Here is an 18,727-nt window from a genome sequence, read left to right as displayed (position 1 = left end):
GCACCTCCACATGGTGAATAAGGCTTAAACCTGAATCCGTATGATTTTGCGAATCCAGAAAATCCCGATCAACATGGAACCAAAAGCCCCGAATATAAGCTTATGGCCGATCGGGTCATTGAGCAGCAGCGGCAAATAGTTAGGGCTGGTGAACACGATCACTGCCGCCAGCACGAAGGGAATGGCCACCAGTATCCAGGCCGACATCCGCCCTTCGGCCGACAGGGTCTTGACCTTGCGCTGGAAGCGAAAGCGCCCGCGGATCAGGCGACTCAGACGCTCCAGCACTTCGGTCAGATTACCGCCGGTCTCGCGATGAATAAGGATAGAGGTCACCAGCATCATCACCGTCATGCTCGGCATCCTCTCCAGCAGGCCGAGCATGGCCCGACGCACATCGTTGCCATAGTTGATATCGGCAAAGGTCAGGCCGAACTCATGGGCAACTGGCCCTTTGTGTTCCTCGGCGACCAGGCGCAGGGTTTCATTGAACGGGTGCCCGGCGCGCAGGGCACGGCACATGGCATCCAGTGCATCCGGCAGGCCTTCCTCAAACTCGGCGAAACGTTTGCCACGGTCACGAGAAATTTTCAGCAGGGGTACCCAGAACACTACGAAGCCCACCAGCAGCGCCATCCACCAGATTGACGAGATCATCCAGATCGAGACGCCCGCGCAGGCGCCCAGGAACAACCCAAGCAATAACACCCGATAAGCCCGATATTCGTGTCCGGCCTGCTCGATCATCTGTGTCAGGTTCGCCATAAAGGGCAACTGCTCGAGCATGGCCTCCAGTGGCGACAATCGCGTCAGGTATTTCTGCCGCAACACTGTCTGCATGTTGGGCAGATTGTTGGCCTTCTCCAGTACATTCAAGCGGCCGCGGATGCGTTTGCGCATCTTGCCGGCCTCGCCGAACACCGGCACTACTACGCCCTGGGACAATAGGAACACGGCAATAAACACCATGCCGAGGAACATCAGAATGAATTCACCAGGAATATTATTCATGACTGCCGTGCCTCCATCCACTCAGGCCTGAACATGTTCAGCGGCAACTCGATACCGCGCTTGGCCAGTACATCTCGGAAGGCCGGGATCATTCCGCTGGGGCGATAATCACCGAGCACCTCGCCGTTTTCGCCCATGCCTTGACGCGCAAAGGAGAATATTTCGGTCATGGTGATGATTTCGCCTTCCATGCCGTTGATCTCTTGCACACTGACCAGGCGGCGCTTGCCATCCTCCTGACGTTCCAGCTGGATCACCACATCAATGGCCGAAGCGATCTGCTGACGCATGGCCTTGATCGGGAAGGTCGCCCCGGTCATCGACACCATGTTCTCGATTCGCCCCAACGCATCACGTGCGGTGTTGGCGTGGATGGTGGTCAGCGAGCCGTCGTGGCCGGTGTTCATGGCGGTCAGCATGTCCAGCGCCTCGGCGCCGCGCACTTCACCGATGACAATGCGGTCCGGGCGCATCCGCAGGCTGTTACGCACCAACTCCCGCTGGCTCACCTCGCCACGCCCTTCGATGTTGGAAGGTCGGGTTTCCAGGCGCACCACATGGGGCTGCTGCAGTTGCAGTTCGGCCGAGTCTTCGATGGTAACGATCCGCTCGTTCTGCGGGATGAAACTGGACAACACATTGAGCATGGTGGTCTTGCCGCTGCCGGTACCACCGGAAATCAACACGTTCAAGCGTCCACGGACAATCGCCTTGAGCAGCAGGGCAATGGCTGGGGTTAATGTCCCCACCGATATCAGGCTGTCGGTGTTGAGCAGGTCCACCGCAAAGCGACGGATCGACATGCTCGGACCGTCGATGGCCAGCGGCGGGATAATCGCGTTGACCCGCGAACCGTCCTTGAGTCGAGCGTCCACCAATGGCGAGGACTCGTCGATACGCCGACCCAGGCTGGACACAATGCGGTCGATGATGTTCAGCAAATGTTGATCATCGCGAAAGCGCACATCGGTCCTTTGCAGTTTACCGAAGCGCTCGACATAGACTGAGGCAAAGCCGTTGACCAGAATGTCGGACACGCTGTGATCGGCCAGCAACGGCTCCAGAGGACCCAGGCCAAGCACTTCGTCAGTGATTTGCTTGATGATCAACTGGCGGCTGGCGGTACTCACCGGCGCCGAATGCTCATCGAGCAGGCGCTGGCAAATATCGCGAATCTGCCGCGCGGCCTCGGCCTGTTCAAGGGAGTCCAGCAAGGACAGGTCCATGACCTTGAGCAACTGCTGGTAGATCTTTTCCCGCCATTCGGCCTCCACCGGGGTGACCTGGCTTCTGGTTTCGTAAAGAACGTCCGGTGTTACACGCTCCCACGCCATTATTTCCTCTGCCGGATCCAGTTCGTCGCCAGTCTGAGCGGCGGGTTTAGCGGACTGTTTGCGCAAGCGGTTACGAAAGTCGCTGATCATGGGTCATCCCCCGAAAAAACGGTTGAAGGCGCGTTTGAGTAAGCCTTTGTTCCCGGCTACCTGTTGACCGACCAGGTCCTCGGTCATGTCGCGCAGTGCAGCAGTGATCGCTGCCCTCGGCGCATGCAGCCCCAACGGCACGCCAGTGTTCTGACTCTGGCTGACCAGGTTGAAGTCGTTGGGTAATTTCGCCAGATTGGTGCAGCGCAACGCCTCGCCGATATCTTTGAGGCTGATCGCTGCCGCCTTGTCAAATCGATTGACTACTATCTGCAATTGATCCCCGCGCACGCCCAGGTCATCGCGAAGAATCCGCACCAAGGCGCTGGCATCGCGCAGATGACTGACGCTCTGCTGCACCACCACGTACACCCGATCGACCTGTTCCAGCACGGAGCCGGTGAGGTGGTCGATTTGCCGCGGCAGGTCGATCACCACCCAGTCATAACTGGCGCGGGCCAACTTCAACAGGGCGTCAAGTTGTTCGGGTTGGGCATCCTGCGGCAGACACAGCTCACCGGCCCGACCACCCAGCACATGCAAGGTGGGGCTGAAGTGACTGCAAAAACCGCGTAACGCGACGCTGTCCATGCCGTCGATCTGGTGCAATACCTCGAGATGGCTGTGCGTCTGCGCCACATCCAGGTAATGCGTCACGCTGCCAAATTGCAAATCCATATCCAGCAACAGGGTACTGCCGCCCTTGGCACTGAGCTGCTGAGCCAGGTTGCAAGCCACCAGGGTTCCGCCGGAGCCGCCCTTGGCGCTCATCACGGCGATCAATTTGCCTTCTGCTCCGCTGCCGATCCGAACCTCCATGACCAGCCGATTCAAGGCAGCGACCAGCTCTGTCTCGGCGATGGGTTCCGGCAGCACGTCACGGGCGCCGGCCTGCATCGCCATACGCATGCCTTCCTGATCGCTTAGCAGGCCGCAGACCAGCATCGGCGGACGCTCATGGGCCGGATGCAGCAACAACGCGGCCAGCTCCTCGCGCCACAGGTGGCTGACGCGCAACAGCAACAGATCGGGCATGCGGTCCAGGCCATAGAGGGGGTCGACATGACCATTACTCACCAGGCGAGTGCTCACCTCAAAACCGGGCATGCGCTGGCAGACACTCTGCAAATCGCGCAAAGAGGTGGCATCACGGCTGCTGATCAGCAACCGGAGCCCGGCTTTGCCGGTCGAGGTGGCGACTGGAGTTTCTTTAGTATTCAGCATGGCGTGATCTCCCCGGAATCGGAATGACGCCCGAGGCTTTCACGTGGCAACGTTGCCCTGAATGTGGGCAAGGTAATGGGCACGCCGAACCCGGGAATAAACAGGTTGAAAACGAAGTTTTGCAGGCTCAACTGGACGTAGCGGATGGCACGAAATCCATTGGCTCCACTCGTGTCGGCGGGGTTGCCCACCTGAGCGCCGTTTACGTCCAGATAGGTCAACGTCAAGTGGGTGGTGGCCAGATCGGTGATGATCTGGCTCGCACCGGCGTCGGTCGCGGCATTGAAGATCGCCCGCCGCAACACCACCGGATCACTGATATTGCACACCGACGCCAGGCGCGCACCACGGCGCACGACTTCATCTAGCGCATTGATCGTGAAGTACAGGCGGCCGATTTCCAACGCGCCGAACAACAGCGTGAATATCAGCGCGCCGATGATGGCGAACTCCACCACATAGGTGCCTTGCATGCGTTTGCGATTCATCACAGTGCCCTCATGACAGTGGTGGCGACCAGCGGAATGCTCAGCGCAATCGGATTACCGAAAAACCCGGGAAGCGATCCGGTGCAATTGCCACCGCCAATCACCGGGCAGAATGTAAAAGTGATGGTGACTCGCACATGGTCGGTGCCCACGGCGGCGACGACCACGTTGTTGGTCGTCAATCCGGATATCACTGGGGTTCCGGTCTGGCTCGGCACGCCATAGACCGCGACGTTTTTCGTCTGGGTCTGCAGCGTATTGCTCAGGGAGACTGCACCGAGCGTCGAGTTCCAGGCTTGGCCGGCGACGAAACGGTCGGCATCACGGCTGGCCTGCAGCAGTACGTTGTACTGGTAGAGCATGCGGCCGAACTCACCGAGAGCCAGCAGCAACAACAGCAGCACCGGCAGAGCGAGGGTGAATTCCACCATGGCCAGGCCCTGCTGGCGCCGCGGATGTTTAAACGAATGAAGTCTCATGACGCCTCCTATGAGTCTGTGCTCGGAGTGCCGCTGCCGTTGAGATAGGTTTTGTAGAGCTGAATGATCTGCGGGCCGGAATCGTTCGTCGGATTAGGACCGGGCACATTGTCGCCTTCGCACTCCTTCACAAACTGGCCGAAGATCTGCGCTTCCGTGCCGCCGTTACTCATTGGCTGCACCACGAAATAGCAACCAAAACCCAGGACAGGGATCGAGGTGGTACCGCCCTGTTGGCCGGTGCAGTTGCCCACCACGATTTTCAGCATCCGGCGCTCGAACACCCCATTGCTCTGACAGCCACTGCCGGACCCTGCCACACAGGCCGCAGCACTCGCACGCCAGTCGTTGTAGTCCTGTATCGCGTTGCCGCCCGCCGTGAGATCGCCGTTGTTCGAGGTGACGGTTTGCCCCTGGTATTTCATTTGTGGTGGGGAAACTGAGTCGTCATAAGTGATCGCGGGATTGCTGGACGTGGTCACCAGGTCGGGCGGATAGTCCGAGGCACTGACCGGGCCGTTGTAGATGCCGAAGCGCGTATTCAAGCCTTGAGACGCAGGGCCCACCGTGTTGCCGGGTTTGGTCTGGACATTTTCCCCCACGTTGCGGCAGATCGAGCCGCCTCCGGCCATATCTGTCCTGACCGAACTGCCGCCCGAACCAAAATCGAGCAACTGAAAGTTGCCTGGACCAATGGGGGACGAATTGCCGGCAGCCGACTTCAATACTTGCAAATCACCAAATTGGAAGCCCCAGAACATACCGGCGTCCGGGTCGTATTGAGTCGGGTCGCCACAGACCATCAGGGGGGCAAGATCGCAGGGGCTGGTAGGGCTGGGGCCTGCGGTGGCGATCGCCGACACGGCTTTGTTCCCCAGACCGCTAGTGCCGAAGGTCTGGACGAAGTTCCAGAAAAAACCGGTCAGGCTATAGGTCGGTACCGATACCCGAACATATTTGGCATCCGCAGGCCCGGGATAGGCGAACGGGCCATAGACGCTGCTTGCCAGTTCCACTACCGCGAAGCCTGCGTTGCCACCCATCGCCGTTGCCAATTCGCTATTACCCGTGGCATTGGCATTTTGCGTCAGCGTATTGAGCGCGGCTGTGCGTGTTACGTTGGCAATGTTGACACCACCTTCCACCTGAAGCAGGGTTTTGGCGCCACTCAAAGCGGCAGCATCTACAGCGTTCTGCAGGCGTGTCTTGTTCAACAACATGTGGCCCACGTCGAGCGTCAAACCCGCCACCATTAAAATCGCCGCCAACGCGATCACCATCAATACGCTCACCGAGCCTTCCTGGCGCCTTGGCGTCGCAGTGAACGGCTGCTGAATTCGAAGATTCATCATCAAGCCCTCATTTACCGAAACTGATCCGGATCGGCTCCGCCAATACCTTGGTGCCCAGGCACCCCTACCGCCCTGTCAACGTTTGACTACACTGGCTTGGGTCCCGCGGATAATGGTGACACTCCCGCCACCCTCGCCATTACTGCGACGCACCACGCGTTTTGGCGCTGGGGCAGCGGCCATCGCCATGACCGGTGCCGCAGGCGCAGGCGCAGGCGCAACGGTCGCAATTTTTTTGTCGGCGTTCAGCGGATTGCGCAGGGTCAGTTGCAATTTCCCTTCCGTTTGCGCGGTGACCAGGGTTTCAGCCTCTGCGGTCGTCATCTCCAGCGTCACTGCGCGCACCACCACCGGTTGGGTCTTGTCGGTACCTGCGGTCTGGTCCACCGCCAACACCCGCAAGTTCTCGAGGATGGTTTTGGACACGGCGTTGTTGCCACTGCCATCAGTGCGTTTGGTCGCTAGCACATCGACCCGGTTACCCGGCAACAGGAACCCGCCCACGCCGACCACATCGTCCACGCGTACCGAGATGGCACGTTTGTCTGTCGCAATCAGAGAGGCCAGGGTACTGCCCCCCAGATGCTCGCTCAGACGCGCGCCGCGCATGATGTCGCCCTTCAGAATGTCGAACGTTGCGATCTTGCCCACTGCCTTCTCGCTGGAGTCGAAAGCATCGTCCGGTATCGTGTCTATGGGCATGCGCATGGTCGTGACTTGTTGAGCCTCGACCATCTGCCCGAATGGAATCTCGACCGTGGCGACTACCACGCTTCGAAGATGATCATCCGGGCTGGCATTGAGCCGGGCGCTCAGCCAGGAGTCGGCCATCCATGCAGCACCAAGGCCCATGACCAGGGAAACGCCTACCAGGGTAAGAGTACGAGAGCTCATGTCAGTATCTCCGTATCAAAGAAAGTCGAGCTGGACAAAGTAGTTGTGCCAGGCCCATTCCAACTCTTGTGGTGACAAGGCTCCGGAACCGCCCATATAACGCTGACGATCGAGGGCCATGTTCAGGAGATCGCGGGGATGGCAAGGCACCAGGGGCATGCCTTCACTTGCATAAAGCCTTTGCAGTACATAACGCAGCAGCAACGGGTCGAAAGGAATACCCAGACGCTCGCTTTCCTGACGCCAGATCTTTTCGTACTCCTCAGGCTTCAGGTAACCGAATTGCAGCTTGTAGCCAATCCGGCGAAGGAAGGCCTCATCGGCCAGCTCCAGGGGATTGAGGTTGGTGGAGAACACCAGAATCAGATCGAACGGCAGCTCGCAATGCCGACCACCGCCCAGATTGATGAAATCGCGCTTCTCTTCCATCGGTACGATCCAGCGGTTCAACAGTTCGGCGGGGGCCATGCGCTGGCGTCCCATGTCGTCGATGATGAACAGACCATTGCTGGCTTTCAGCTGCAAGGCGGCCTGGTACTGACGGGTGGAGGAGTCATAGCGAACGTCCAGCTGCTCCATGCTCAGTTCGCCGCCCGTAATGACGATCGGACGTTTGCAGCACAGCAGTCGACGGTCGATCCCTTCGTTGAGCATCAGATTGTTCTGTTGGCTGCTCTCATCGAGCCGCTGATGTACCTGCGGATCGTAGATCTCGATCACCGACTCGTTGATCACGATGGCATGAGGTACCCAGATGGCCTCGGCGAACAGACGAATCAGCCGACTGCTGACATAAGTCTTGCCGGTACCTGCGGGGCCATAAATCATGATCGCGCGCCCGGAGTTCAGCGCCACGCCCAACTGATCGAGCATCCCTTCGGTAAGCACCACACCAGCAAGGGCGTTGCGCATATCATTGGCGTTGATGCGACCATGGTGAATGGTCTGGATTTTGATCAGGGAGCGGTACGAACTCACCGGAAAGGGTGCCGCGCCGATGTAGCCACTGCGCAACAGGGCGTCGCGAGCATTACTGCGACCACGTTCGGTCAGGCCATAACGCAGCATCTGCCCGCTCGTCGTTTGCGGCCCCGCTTGGCCCAGCACTTCGACACGACCATCCTTGCGCAGGAACGCCAGGACTTCTTCAAGTACAGCGCCGGTCAGCGCCAGGCGCTCCACCAGCCGCGGCATGTCCAGCACGCCGGCGTCATGCAAATGCTTGCACACCAACTCACCGAGAAAACTGTCGGTCAGACCAGTTTCGCGGATACTGCACGGCTGAGGAGCCAGTCGTTGCACCGCTTCTCGATCACTGGGGTAGGCATCACTATCGACGATGACGTGCATGACTAACCTCCAAATCCACCGGCAACGAGTTGCCAGTAGACGCTGTTCAACGTCCCGAGCAGGATCGCAACCGAATAAGGAAAGGGCTTACCGGCCACCTCCTCCGAGTTCGGAGCCATATAGGCCCGCGCCCGAAGCATCAACCGATAACGTCCCAGGGTCTGCAATAATTGACCGCGCACCAGCACGATCAGGAAACCGCACAAGCCTCCCCATAGCAGGCTGAAGAACACAGCCCACAAGGCGTAATGGGGGGGTAGGAAACTGCCAACCATGGCCATCAGCTTGACGTCGCCGGCAGCCATGCCGCCCAGGGCATACATGGGCAGGAACAGCGCAAAACCGATCAGGAGGCCCATCAGGCCGTCCCCCATCCCGCTAATCCCACCTGAATAAGTCTGGCCGGCCAATCCCAAGGCCAGACCTACCAGGATCAGCAGGTTGGGAATGCGGTGGCGACGCAAGTCGCTCACCACCGCCACGCCCAGCAGTCCTATCAGCAAAACGGTCGCAACCAGCTGTTCCATGGACATTTCGCATCTCCCTAACAGAGTTGTTGTTATCAGCAAGAACCAGGAATAACGGCGTTGCAAAGAGCCCTGATCTGGGTATCCACTACCCCGCCAAGAAGCGTGAATGCCCCGACAACAGCTACCGTGATCAACCCACCTGCCACCGCGTACTCCACAATGGTCAGGCCGTCTTCGTCTTTGACGAACTTCATTACCGAAGCCTTGATTGTTTGAATGATCATTTTGCCCACCTCTCGAATGTTGTTTTTTCCGGAAGGCAGTACGTTCTGAACTGCCTGGATGCAACACTAGTCAGGGGCAAGGCATAGGCGTTAGGAAGATTTTGCACATCACTAGGACTTTTTTGCGGGTGAGCCAAATACGGGTAATTGGCTTTTGAAGAAGTATCAGGAGGGGGCAAAACGAGGGGTGGCAGGCAATGGCGATTGCCATTCATTCACAAGCGACGAGCGGTTGACACCGGGTGTGCCAAGCCACGTCAACAAACAGTCGCCCTAGACAGGCTCAGGCAACACATAGAGCGAATAGAACTAACTTACGTTTTTCTTATCAGCATTTAGTCTGCAAAGTGATAGCACGTTAGCAATACTACTCACCGAGAACGGCACGAAGAACCGCAGAGTAGAGACATGACGTCCAATTTGACCAGAAGGCCATCGCTACTGTGGTTCGATCTGACCCACGATCGCTCCACCAAGGAACTCATCGCGCAGTTCGAGGGCGCCTGCGACTGCAAATTGGCGAAAAACTCCGTGTTGCCCCACGGGGAACACGCAGACATGATCTGCATCCATTTTGATCGCCCCGACACCCCAGGCTTGAGGCTGTTGCTGGAGATCAAACGCACTACTCCCAGCATCCCGATCACCATGTTCACCGTCCAACATTCAGAGGAACTGGCCGTCTGGGCTATGCGTTCCAGTGTCTGGGAATACATGGTGCTGCCGTTCTCGGCCACCGAGAGGAAGCGCTATCTGACAGCTGTGGTGCAGCTGTGCGAGTTGCGCCGAAATGCCAATGGCCAGGGCCAGACATCGCTGATCGATCACTCCCCTACCCTGCCGGACAGCATCCGCCTGACCGCGGGGCATCAAAAACATCAGGCGCTGAGCCATATCATGCTGTACATCGATCAGCACTTTCGCGACAGCATTGATCAGAGGGATTTGGCCAAGCGCTGCGGCATGACGACATTTCGTTTCAGCCGCCTGTTCAAGGAAGCCAATGGCGTTGGCTTCACCGATTACATCCTGGACAAACGCATGAACTTCGCCAAGCAACTGCTCGACAATAGCCAGATGCCTATTACCAGCATCGGCTATGAGGCCGGCTTCAAGGACCCGTCCTACTTCGCTCGCGCCTTCAAGCAGTCCGTCAACTGCACACCCAGCGAATACCGTTTGACATGCCAACTCAGAGCGGTAGCAGCGCAACCGGCGCTGGAGGATACAACTGCTGAAGTGCTCGAAAGCCTGGTGCAGAGCCTCGGAAGTTGAGCCGGCTTATTTCACGCGCATAAAAAAACGCCGCTCAATGAGCGGCGTTTTTTTGAATTTGGAGCGGGAAACGAGACTCGAACTCGCGACCCCGACCTTGGCAAGGTCGTGCTCTACCAACTGAGCTATTCCCGCAAATGGCGTCCCCTAGGGGACTCGAACCCCTGTTACCGCCGTGAAAGGGCGGTGTCCTAGGCCACTAGACGAAGGGGACACGCTGCCCGGAACACATGGTGTGTGTTTCGGTGCCCAGATCCGCATCCGAAGATTTGGTTCTGGTTTCACTCAGCCCTGCCCGAAAGCAAAGCCGTTTAAAACTGGAGCGGGAAACGAGACTCGAACTCGCGACCCCGACCTTGGCAAGGTCGTGCTCTACCAACTGAGCTATTCCCGCATTGGCGTCCCCTAGGGGACTCGAACCCCTGTTACCGCCGTGAAAGGGCGGTGTCCTAGGCCACTAGACGAAGGGGACACACGTACAACATTCACTCCCTACCGCGTTTCGCTGTGTGCTTTACGCTGTAAGTGGCGCGCATTCTATGGATGGATTGAGGGGTCGTCAACCCCCAGATATAAATTTATTTAAATCAATGACTTCGCCCTGCTTTCAGCAGTGATTCAGGCTTTTCAGTCGCCTGACCTTTGGCGCCTATATTCTGGCATCCATCAAGGCGCTATAGTCCCCGCTGGATGATGGCAATGTGTACCTCACACGCTATTTACTTATATATGCAGCATTGCGGCCGATATAAGCAGAGCCACACCGATTCACTCGTCGAGCGGCGCTAGGCACCCAAATGCCAAGCCACTACACTCGACTCGCACGCGAACCCCATAAAGAGGTCTTACCGGTGACACCACTCATGATCACCCTGCTAGTCGTAGCCGGGATCGCACTATTGATCGCCATTGGCTACATGAACCATGTGGTGGAAAACAATAAACTGGAAAAAGCCCGCACCAAGGTTGAACTCAACGACCGCCTGCGTCGCTGCGGCGAAATCACCGAGACTTTCCCTGGTCAGTTCACAACACCCGCGCTCAAGCTGCTATTGACCCGCCTGGAACTGAACGTCTGCCAGCGCCTGCTGAACCTGGAAAAAACCAACGCCACGTTGAAGGCACGGATTACCGAGCTGAGTGCCTTGGTCGCCCAGGGCGAATCGATCCCGGTCAACAACCCGCCGGCACCGATACAGACCGAAGCCAAAGCCAAAGACGTGCGCTTCCTGCTCGAAGCCTTGCATGGCCAGATCACCCGCGCGGCACAGGACGGCTTCCTGCCGACCAACGAAGCCAAGCGCTGGATCCGCGAAGTGCGCCACATTCTGGTCCTGCTGCACATCGAATTCTTCAACAACCTGGGCCAGCATTCTCTGCAACAGAACCAGCCCGGTCAGGCCCGTCTGGCCTTCGAACGCGGCGTGCAATACCTGCGCAAACAACAGGAACCGCAGGTTTACGCAGAACAGCTGGAATACCTGGAGAAACTCCTGGCCCGCGCCAACGCCCAGGTCATGGACAAGATCGCTCCGGTTGAAGGCGAGGTGAACCAATTGACCGAAGGCCTGAAAGACGTCGAAGCTGATGCCGACTGGAAGAAAAAAGCGATCTACGACTGATCATGTAAATGCTGAAAAGCCACCGGGTCAGGTGGCTTTTTTTTGCGTTGGGATTGATGGAGGGCAGCCCCTACAACCTGAAGTGCCCCACCATCCCCTTCAACTCAACCCCCAACTGCGCCAACTCAATACTCGACGCCGCATTGCCCCGCATCGCCAGCGACGACTGATCCGCACTGGCGCGAATACTGGTGACACTGCGATTGATCTCCTCGGCCACTGAACTCTGCTCTTCCGCAGCCGCTGCAATCTGCTGGTTCATCTGCTGAATCAACGACACCGCAGCCGCAATGCTCCCCAAGGCGCTCTCGGTCTGCAACGCATCGCTCACCGCCAGCTTCACCAACTCGCCACTGTTCTGAATCTGCTGCACCGACGACTGAGCCGCCGAGCGCAAGGCGCTGACCAGCCGTTCGATTTCCTCGGTCGATTGCTGAGTTCGCTTGGCCAGCGCCCGAACTTCATCGGCCACCACCGCAAAGCCCCTGCCCTGCTCGCCGGCCCGCGCCGCCTCGATGGCCGCATTGAGCGCCAACAGGTTGGTCTGCTCGGCGACGCTTTTGATCACGCTGAGCACTGTGCCAATGTTCTGGATTTCCGCACTGAGGCTTTCGATGCTGGAGCTGGCCGAGGTGGCCGAGTCCGCCAATTGTTCGATCCGCGCCATGCTCTGACGCACCACCTGCTGACCGCTTTCGACCTTGCCGTCGGCAGTCTGTGCTGCCTGGGCGGCCTCCTCGGCGTTACGTGCGACGTCATGCACCGTGGCGGTCATCTGATTCATCGCCGTGGCGACCTGCTCGGTTTCTTCCTTCTGGCTGCTGACTTCAAGGTTGGTCTGTTCGGTCACCGCCGACAGCGATTGAGCAGAGCTTGCCAGCTGTTCGATACCGGCCTGCAAACCACTGACGATATGGCTGAGCCCTGCGCCCATTTGCTGCATGGCTTGCATCAACTGGCCGATCTCGTCACGGCGGGTCACTTCAATCGTGGCACTCAAATCGCCCGCGGCGATCTGCTGAGCGACACGGATCACACTGCGCAGCGGCGCGACGATCAACCGGGTGATCACCCACGCAGCAATCAGCCCCACCAGCAAGGCCAGCGCCGAGGAGCCGATGATCAACAGCGAGTTCTTTTTCAGCTCTGCCTGCATCGACTGGTCTTCAGCAACATAGGCCTGATCCACCCGCGCCACCACTTGAGCGGCGCGCTGGTGGAGTTGCTCGTAGACGGTCTTTTCCTGCGCCAACAAGCCGGTGTACTCAGCGAGTTTTTCACTGAAACCGGCGATGTGACCGGACACTTCATTGAGGACGGTCTGGTACCCCTCATCCTTGATCGTGGTTTTCAGTTGCTCGGCCTGGGTCAGTGCCTGATCGGCTTGCTCGATCTTGCCCTGCCCGCCACTGTCGTCGCCCTTGCGGCTCTGGTCCAGGCGTACGCGCGCTTCGTTCATGGCCTGCAACATCAGCCGCGAAACCTGGCTGACCTGATTCGCCTGCTCAATGAATTGCGCGCCATCCTTGCCCTCGGATTCCTTCAAGGTATAGGCACCATCATCGGCGAGCCCGGCCTGCAGCACGTCCAGGTTATTGGCCACACTGGATACCGACCAACTGGCCATTTCCAGTGCCAGGTCCTTGCCCTGACTCAGCGAGACAAACTCGTCAAAAGCCTTGCGATAAGCGTCCAGAGATTGCTCGACGTCATTCATGACCGGCACATTGGTCGCCGACTGAGCCTTGAGCTGGGTTGCCAGCGCGACCAGAGCGCCCACCCCGGCGCGCAAGGCGTCCGCGGTTTTCGGATTACCGTGCAAGGCGTATTCCTGCTCGAGCAGGCGAACCTTGAGCAAACCGCTGTTGAGCGACGACATTTGCTTGAGCCCGTCGAAGCGCTGGCTGATGGTTTGCAGGGACCATACGCCAATGGCTGCCACCAGGGCTGTCAACAGCAGCACCAACACAAACCCGATACCCAGTTTTTTCGCCATACCGAGGTTGGCAAAACGTCCTTGCACGGCCGAAATCATTGCGCTTAGTCCCCTGCCATTGTCTGTTGATGCAGATTCGCAACGGGCTTGTGCCAACACAAGTCTCTGGCGTCGGAATAATGGCAAAAAGCTACGTCCGCGTCGCTTTCAGAACGCTTGAGGTCGATCCCCAAACGTCAGACCCTGGCGGTGGCTTGAAAAAATGCCCGGGCACGAGGATCACAGGCGTAGGCAACGTTGATGCGCTGCCAGTCATCAGCTTGGCCGCTCGGACTGAACGCCGTTGGGCAAGACAGCAGGACACCGAAGCGCCGCGCCTGAGTTCGCACCTGAGCGTAGTCAGACTTGCGCGATCGCGCCCAGATGAACAGGCCGCCCGCCGGCTTGCCGAACACCTCCCACTCCGCGTCTTCGAGCACCTGCAAGGCCGCTTCCCTGCCCGTGCTTAAACGCTGGCGCTGACGCTGCACCAATTTGCGATAGGCACCACTGGCCAACAGACAAGCCAGTACCGACTCGCTAAACCGCGAAGCGCCCATGCTGCTGATCATCTTGACCTGCGCCAATCGCGAAATAACATCGGCACCGGCCACTACAAAACCGACCCGCAACGAACTGCTGAGTGTTTTGGAGTAGCTGCCGACGTAAATCACGTTGTCATCGATGCCGAGAGCCGCAAGACGCGTGCCGGGGCCGCTGTGCAAATCCGCATAGACATCATCTTCGATCACCAGCACGCCATTTTTTTTCGCCAGTTGCACAACCTGCTGCGCCACCCCCGGGGTCAAACTGCTGCCGGTGGGGTTGTGATAAAAGCTGTTGATGAACAAGCCACGGGGTTTGTACTTCAGCAACAATGCCTCGAGTGCTTCGGTATCTGGCCCGCGAGGGGTTCGTGGCACTTCGATCATGCAGACCCCGTGCAGCCTGAGCAGATCGAACAGCATCGAGTAACCGGGACTCTCCACCACCACGCAATCGCCCGGATTGAACAGCGTGCGCACAATCAGATCGAGCCCATGACTGGCCCCCGCCGTGGTCAATATTCGGCTTTCATCCACCTCGATATTCAGGTGTTTCAACCGTTTGAGGATCTGCTGGCGCAAGGCAGGCAGGCCCAGCGGCGTGCTGTAGTTGAACAACCCGGCCATGTCGGTGCGGCTGACCTGGCGTATGGCGTAGCTCAGGTCGTCAGTCTCGCGCCAGCTTTCGGGTAATCCACCGCAACCCAGTTTCAGTTTGCCGACGTGGCCGCTTTGCTTCTCCTCAACCCCTTCGAACCAGGGAAGATCCTGTTGCCCCTGAGCGGCCAGCACCGTTGCCGCGACAAAGAAACCCGCCCCGTTACGCGTCGCCAGTACTCCTTGAGCCACAAGCCGTTCACAGGCCTCGACGACACTGGATTGACTGAGCAGATTGATTCGCGCGATTTGTCGCACGGAAGGCAAACGCGTCCCCGGCGACACCTCGCCGCGACGGAGCCAGTCGGCCAATGCGTCGACGATTTGCTGCACGACCGGCACCAATGCCTGTCGATCGATTCTCAACTCCATGAGCAAGCAAACTCCTGTCCGTTTTGCGGGAAACAGTTAATCACAGGAGCGCTCGAGGGGATGTGCGACAACGCCGCCAAAACCCTCAGATCTAATCATTTGAAACACATTGATCGGCGTCTTCAGGGAACTGGCGCCAGTGTGTGTAATGTTGAGAGACCTGTGGCGAGGGAGCTTGCTCGCGCTTGAGTGCGTAGCACTCATAAAATTGGGGCCGCTACGCAGTCCAGCGCGAGCAAGCTCGCTCGCCACAAAGGTATGCCTGAAGAAGTGGGCAAAACATTAAAACGCCGTGACCCCACCATCCACCGCCAGCGAATGACCGGTGGTGAATGCCGCGCCATCGCTGCACAGGTACAGCACCGCGCTGGCAATTTCTTCGACCTTGCCAATACGCCCGACCGGGTGCATTGCATTGGCGAACTCGCCCTTCTTCGGGTCCGCTTCGTAGGCTCGACGGAACATGTCGGTGTCGATCACCGCCGGGCACACCGCATTCACGCGAATCTTTTTCTTGGCGTATTCGATGGCCGCCGATTTGGTCAGGCCGATCACCGCGTGTTTCGAGGCAGCGTAGATGCTCATCTTCGGCGCAGCGCCCAGCCCGGCGACCGAAGCGGTGTTGACGATCGCGCCGCCGCCTTGGGCCAGCAGCAATGGCAACTGATACTTCATGCATAGCCAGACGCCTTTGACGTTGACGCCCATGATCGCGTCGAACTCATCGATCGTGCCGTCGGCCAGTTTGCCTTTCTCGATTTCGATACCGGCGTTGTTGAAGGCATAGTCGAGACGGCCGTAGGTATTCACTACCTCGTCCATCAGATTTTTCACATCGCCTTCCAGAGTGACGTTGCAGCGCACGAAGGTCGCTTCACCGCCCGCGGTGCGAATCAGCGCCACAGTGCCTTCACCACCGGCCGCGTCCAGATCGGCGACCACCACTTTCAAACCTTCAGCAGCGAACGCCAAAGCGGTCGCGCGGCCAATACCATTGGCCGCGCCTGTCACAACGGCGACCTGGCCGGAAAACGTCATGCTCATTGTTATGTCCTCGGAGGGAAGAATGCGGGGGATCGGGTGTGCCCAGTCTAGTCATAGGGCCGTATGGCACGGCAGCACTATCAGAAGGCCGGTTGGGCACCCATGAGTTGCAGTGATAGAACTGCCGCCCTGACTATCACTGCACTGGATCGATGTGCATTCGCAGCGTCAGCCAACCTTGCAGCTTCGCCAATGAAGGTCTATCAACAAGACTTCATTCATCTTGAGTGCCTGTCATGACTACCCAGACCAATCGCCAGTTCCTGCTCGCCAAACGCCCCGTGGGAGCGGCCACCCGTGAGACGTTCACCTATCAAGAAGTACCGGTCGGCGAGCCGGCGACGGGTCAGATTTTGGTCAAGAACGAATACCTGTCCCTGGACCCGGCCATGCGTGGCTGGATGAATGAGGGCAAGTCCTACATTCCTCCGGTCGGCATTGGTGAAGTGATGCGTGCGTTGGGCGTAGGCAAAGTCATCGCCTCGAACAATCCGGGCTTTGCCGTGGGGGACTACGTCAACGGTGCCTTGGGTGTGCAGGATTACTTCCTTGGCGAGCCGCGAGGTTTCTACAAGGTCGATCCGAAACTGGCACCTCTGCCGCGCTATTTATCCGCGCTGGGCATGACCGGGATGACCGCCTATTTCGCCCTGCTCGATGTCGGCGCGCCGAAAGCCGGTGACACGGTGGTGCTGTCGGGCGCAGCCGGTGCGGTGGGCAGCATTGCCGGGCAGATCGCCAAGATCAAAGGTTGCCGGGTGGTGGGCATTGCCGGCGGCGCGGACAAGTGCAAGTTCCTGATCGATGAGCTGGGTTTTGACGGTGCCATCGACTACAAAAACGAAGACGTACACGCCGGCCTCAAGCGCGAATGCCCGAAAGGTGTCGACGTGTATTTCGACAACGTCGGCGGCGACATTCTCGACGCGGTGCTGAGCCGCCTGAACCTGAAGGCGCGGGTGGTGATTTGCGGTGCCATCAGCCAGTACAACAACAAAGAAGCGGTCAAAGGCCCGGCCAACTACCTGTCGTTGCTGGTCAACCGTGCACGGATGGAAGGCTTTGTGGTGATGGATTACGCCGCACAGTTCGGCGCTGCCGGTCAGGAAATGGCCGGCTGGATGGCCAAGGGGCAGCTCAAGAGCAAGGAAGATATCGTTGAAGGACTGGAAACATTCCCGGAGACGCTGATGAAATTGTTCAGCGGTGAGAATTTCGGGAAGTTGGTGTTGAAAATTTAACCCGGTATTTTGAAAGAATCACAAAACCCTGTGGGAGCAGGCTTGCCCGCGATGAGGGCGTGTCAGTCAACATCAATCTTGTCTGATACACCGCTATCGCGGGCAAGCCCGCTCCCACAGGTTTAGTGGCGTTTAAGCGAGTTCGGCAACAACCGCCGCCAACGCCTTCGCCGGATCCGCCGCCTGGCTGATCGGACGGCCGATAACCAGGTAGTCGGAACCGGCGTCCAGCGCCTGACGCGGGGTCAGGATGCGGCGTTGATCGTCCTGGGCGCTGCCCGCCGGACGAATCCCCGGGGTCACCAGTTGCAACGACGGGTGAGCAGCCTTCAAGGCCTGGGCTTCCAGGGCCGAGCAGACCAGACCGTCCATCCCGGCTTTTTCCGCCAGCGCGGCCAGGCGCAGCACCTGCTCCTGCGGTTCGATGTCCAGACCGATACCCGCCAGATCCTCACGCTCCATGCTGGTCAGCACGGTCACGCCGATCAACAGCGGTTTCGGGCCGCTGCGCTGATCGAGCACTTCACGGCAAGCGGCCATCATGCGCAGACCACCGGAGCAGTGCACGTTGACCATCCACACGCCCATTTCCGCGGCGGCCTTGACGGCCATGGCGGTGGTGTTCGGAATGTCGTGGAACTTGAGGTCCAGGAACACTTCGAAGCCTTTGTCGCGCAGGGTGCCGACGATTTCCGAGGCGCAACTGGTGAACAGTTCTTTACCGACTTTGACCCGACACAGCTTCGGGTCCAGTTGATCGGCCAGCTTCAGTGCGGCGTCACGGGTAGGGAAATCCAGGGCGACGATGATAGGCGTCTGGCAGGCGGACATGAGTGGGCTCTCAGGCAAGTCGAAATCGGCGCGCATTGTAGCGGAACCAGCGCCGCTGCGGGACCCGATGATCGGTAATTCGTCATCGCGGCTTAGACAAGACTAGCTCCTGCGGCCATTGTGTCGAGTTCGATACACACACGACACGCCCACAACACCCTTCAACGCTACCCTCGGCAGCCGCAACAG

17 protein-coding genes, 4 tRNA genes and 1 pseudogene are annotated in these 18,727 nt (G+C 58.7%); 3 read left to right on the top strand and 19 right to left on the bottom strand.

Features of this window, described 5'->3' with window-relative positions; translation table 11 throughout:
• Positions 1–24: 24 nt before the first annotated feature.
• The 10 genes from PSH88_RS07920 to PSH88_RS07875 form a co-directional block, all read right to left on the bottom strand.
• Positions 25–1,011, bottom strand: coding sequence for a type II secretion system F family protein (locus tag PSH88_RS07920; protein WP_305425681.1), 987 nt, complete (start codon positions 1,009–1,011; stop codon positions 25–27).
• The gene (locus PSH88_RS07915; RefSeq protein WP_305425680.1) at positions 1,008–2,435 is read right to left on the bottom strand and encodes a TadA family conjugal transfer-associated ATPase; all 1,428 of its coding nucleotides are present in this window, start codon (positions 2,433–2,435) and stop codon (positions 1,008–1,010) included. The genes PSH88_RS07920 and PSH88_RS07915 overlap by 4 nt, the downstream gene beginning before the upstream one ends.
• Positions 2,436–2,438: 3 nt before the next feature.
• Positions 2,439–3,659: an AAA family ATPase gene (locus tag PSH88_RS07910; RefSeq protein ID WP_305425679.1), complete on the bottom strand. Its 1,221-nt coding sequence runs from the start codon at positions 3,657–3,659 to the stop codon at positions 2,439–2,441.
• A complete protein-coding gene (locus PSH88_RS07905; protein ID WP_305425678.1) occupies positions 3,653–4,147 on the bottom strand; it encodes a TadE/TadG family type IV pilus assembly protein in 495 nt (164 codons plus the stop codon). The genes PSH88_RS07910 and PSH88_RS07905 overlap by 7 nt, the downstream gene beginning before the upstream one ends.
• Positions 4,147–4,626, bottom strand: coding sequence for a TadE/TadG family type IV pilus assembly protein (locus PSH88_RS07900; RefSeq protein ID WP_305425677.1), 480 nt, complete (start codon positions 4,624–4,626; stop codon positions 4,147–4,149). Before PSH88_RS07900 ends, PSH88_RS07905 begins: the two co-directional genes overlap by 1 nt.
• Positions 4,627–4,634: 8 nt before the next feature.
• The gene (locus tag PSH88_RS07895; RefSeq protein ID WP_305425675.1) at positions 4,635–5,978 is read right to left on the bottom strand and encodes a pilus assembly protein TadG-related protein; all 1,344 of its coding nucleotides are present in this window, start codon (positions 5,976–5,978) and stop codon (positions 4,635–4,637) included.
• Positions 5,979–6,053: 75 nt separating this feature from the next.
• On the bottom strand, positions 6,054–6,872 hold the full coding sequence (gene cpaB / locus PSH88_RS07890) for a Flp pilus assembly protein CpaB (protein ID WP_305425674.1): 819 nt from the start codon (positions 6,870–6,872) through the stop codon (positions 6,054–6,056).
• Between the two features lie 15 nt (positions 6,873–6,887).
• Positions 6,888–8,222: a DUF8689 domain-containing protein gene (locus PSH88_RS07885; protein ID WP_305425673.1), complete on the bottom strand. Its 1,335-nt coding sequence runs from the start codon at positions 8,220–8,222 to the stop codon at positions 6,888–6,890.
• A 2-nt stretch (positions 8,223–8,224) separates the two neighbouring features.
• On the bottom strand, positions 8,225–8,755 hold the full coding sequence (locus PSH88_RS07880) for an A24 family peptidase (protein ID WP_305425672.1): 531 nt from the start codon (positions 8,753–8,755) through the stop codon (positions 8,225–8,227).
• Between the two features lie 29 nt (positions 8,756–8,784).
• Positions 8,785–8,976: a Flp family type IVb pilin gene (locus PSH88_RS07875; RefSeq protein ID WP_305425671.1), complete on the bottom strand. Its 192-nt coding sequence runs from the start codon at positions 8,974–8,976 to the stop codon at positions 8,785–8,787.
• Positions 8,977–9,384: 408 nt separating this feature from the next.
• Here PSH88_RS07875 and PSH88_RS07870 point away from each other — a divergent pair, with 408 nt between their 5' ends.
• Positions 9,385–10,251, top strand: coding sequence for a helix-turn-helix transcriptional regulator (locus PSH88_RS07870; RefSeq protein ID WP_305425670.1), 867 nt, complete (start codon positions 9,385–9,387; stop codon positions 10,249–10,251).
• Positions 10,252–10,310: 59 nt separating this feature from the next.
• On the opposite strand, the gene PSH88_RS07865 is transcribed toward PSH88_RS07870, so the two are convergent.
• The 4 genes from PSH88_RS07865 to PSH88_RS07850 form a co-directional block, all read right to left on the bottom strand.
• A tRNA-Gly gene (locus PSH88_RS07865) sits at positions 10,311–10,386 on the bottom strand.
• A gap of 3 nt (positions 10,387–10,389) precedes the next feature.
• Positions 10,390–10,465: transfer RNA gene (locus PSH88_RS07860), tRNA-Glu, on the bottom strand.
• Between the two features lie 104 nt (positions 10,466–10,569).
• A tRNA-Gly gene (locus PSH88_RS07855) sits at positions 10,570–10,645 on the bottom strand.
• Positions 10,646–10,647: 2 nt separating this feature from the next.
• Positions 10,648–10,723: transfer RNA gene (locus PSH88_RS07850), tRNA-Glu, on the bottom strand.
• Positions 10,724–11,114: 391 nt separating this feature from the next.
• Between PSH88_RS07850 and PSH88_RS07845 the strand changes: the two genes are divergently transcribed.
• On the top strand, positions 11,115–11,873 hold the full coding sequence (locus tag PSH88_RS07845) for a hypothetical protein (RefSeq protein WP_305425668.1): 759 nt from the start codon (positions 11,115–11,117) through the stop codon (positions 11,871–11,873).
• Between the two features lie 70 nt (positions 11,874–11,943).
• Here the strand turns inward: PSH88_RS07845 and PSH88_RS30450 are convergent, their stop codons facing one another.
• The 4 genes and pseudogenes from PSH88_RS30450 to PSH88_RS07830 form a co-directional block, all read right to left on the bottom strand.
• Positions 11,944–12,648, bottom strand: a complete 705-nt coding sequence (locus tag PSH88_RS30450) for a methyl-accepting chemotaxis protein (RefSeq protein WP_370694696.1) — start codon at positions 12,646–12,648, stop codon at positions 11,944–11,946.
• Between the two features lie 204 nt (positions 12,649–12,852).
• Positions 12,853–13,029: pseudogene (locus PSH88_RS30445) on the bottom strand (HAMP domain-containing protein); the annotation flags it as partial.
• Between the two features lie 1,016 nt (positions 13,030–14,045).
• Positions 14,046–15,422, bottom strand: coding sequence for an aminotransferase-like domain-containing protein (locus tag PSH88_RS07835; protein WP_305425665.1), 1,377 nt, complete (start codon positions 15,420–15,422; stop codon positions 14,046–14,048).
• 282 nt (positions 15,423–15,704) lie between these two features.
• Positions 15,705–16,466, bottom strand: a complete 762-nt coding sequence (locus tag PSH88_RS07830; protein WP_217854199.1) for an SDR family oxidoreductase — start codon at positions 16,464–16,466, stop codon at positions 15,705–15,707.
• 236 nt (positions 16,467–16,702) lie between these two features.
• Between PSH88_RS07830 and PSH88_RS07825 the strand changes: the two genes are divergently transcribed.
• Complete coding sequence (locus PSH88_RS07825; RefSeq protein WP_305425664.1) at positions 16,703–17,707, top strand: NADP-dependent oxidoreductase; 1,005 nt, start codon at positions 16,703–16,705, stop codon at positions 17,705–17,707.
• A gap of 132 nt (positions 17,708–17,839) precedes the next feature.
• On the opposite strand, the gene pyrF is transcribed toward PSH88_RS07825, so the two are convergent.
• Positions 17,840–18,538 carry an orotidine-5'-phosphate decarboxylase gene (gene pyrF / locus PSH88_RS07820; RefSeq protein ID WP_007931610.1) on the bottom strand — a complete coding sequence of 233 codons (699 nt, stop codon included), beginning with the start codon at positions 18,536–18,538 and terminating at the stop codon, positions 17,840–17,842.
• Positions 18,539–18,727 lie beyond the last annotated feature (189 nt).

The organism is Pseudomonas wuhanensis, assembly GCF_030687395.1.
Taxonomy (GTDB): Bacteria; Pseudomonadota; Gammaproteobacteria; order Pseudomonadales; family Pseudomonadaceae; genus Aquipseudomonas; species Aquipseudomonas wuhanensis.
This window is presented reverse-complemented; position numbering and strand designations above follow the sequence as displayed.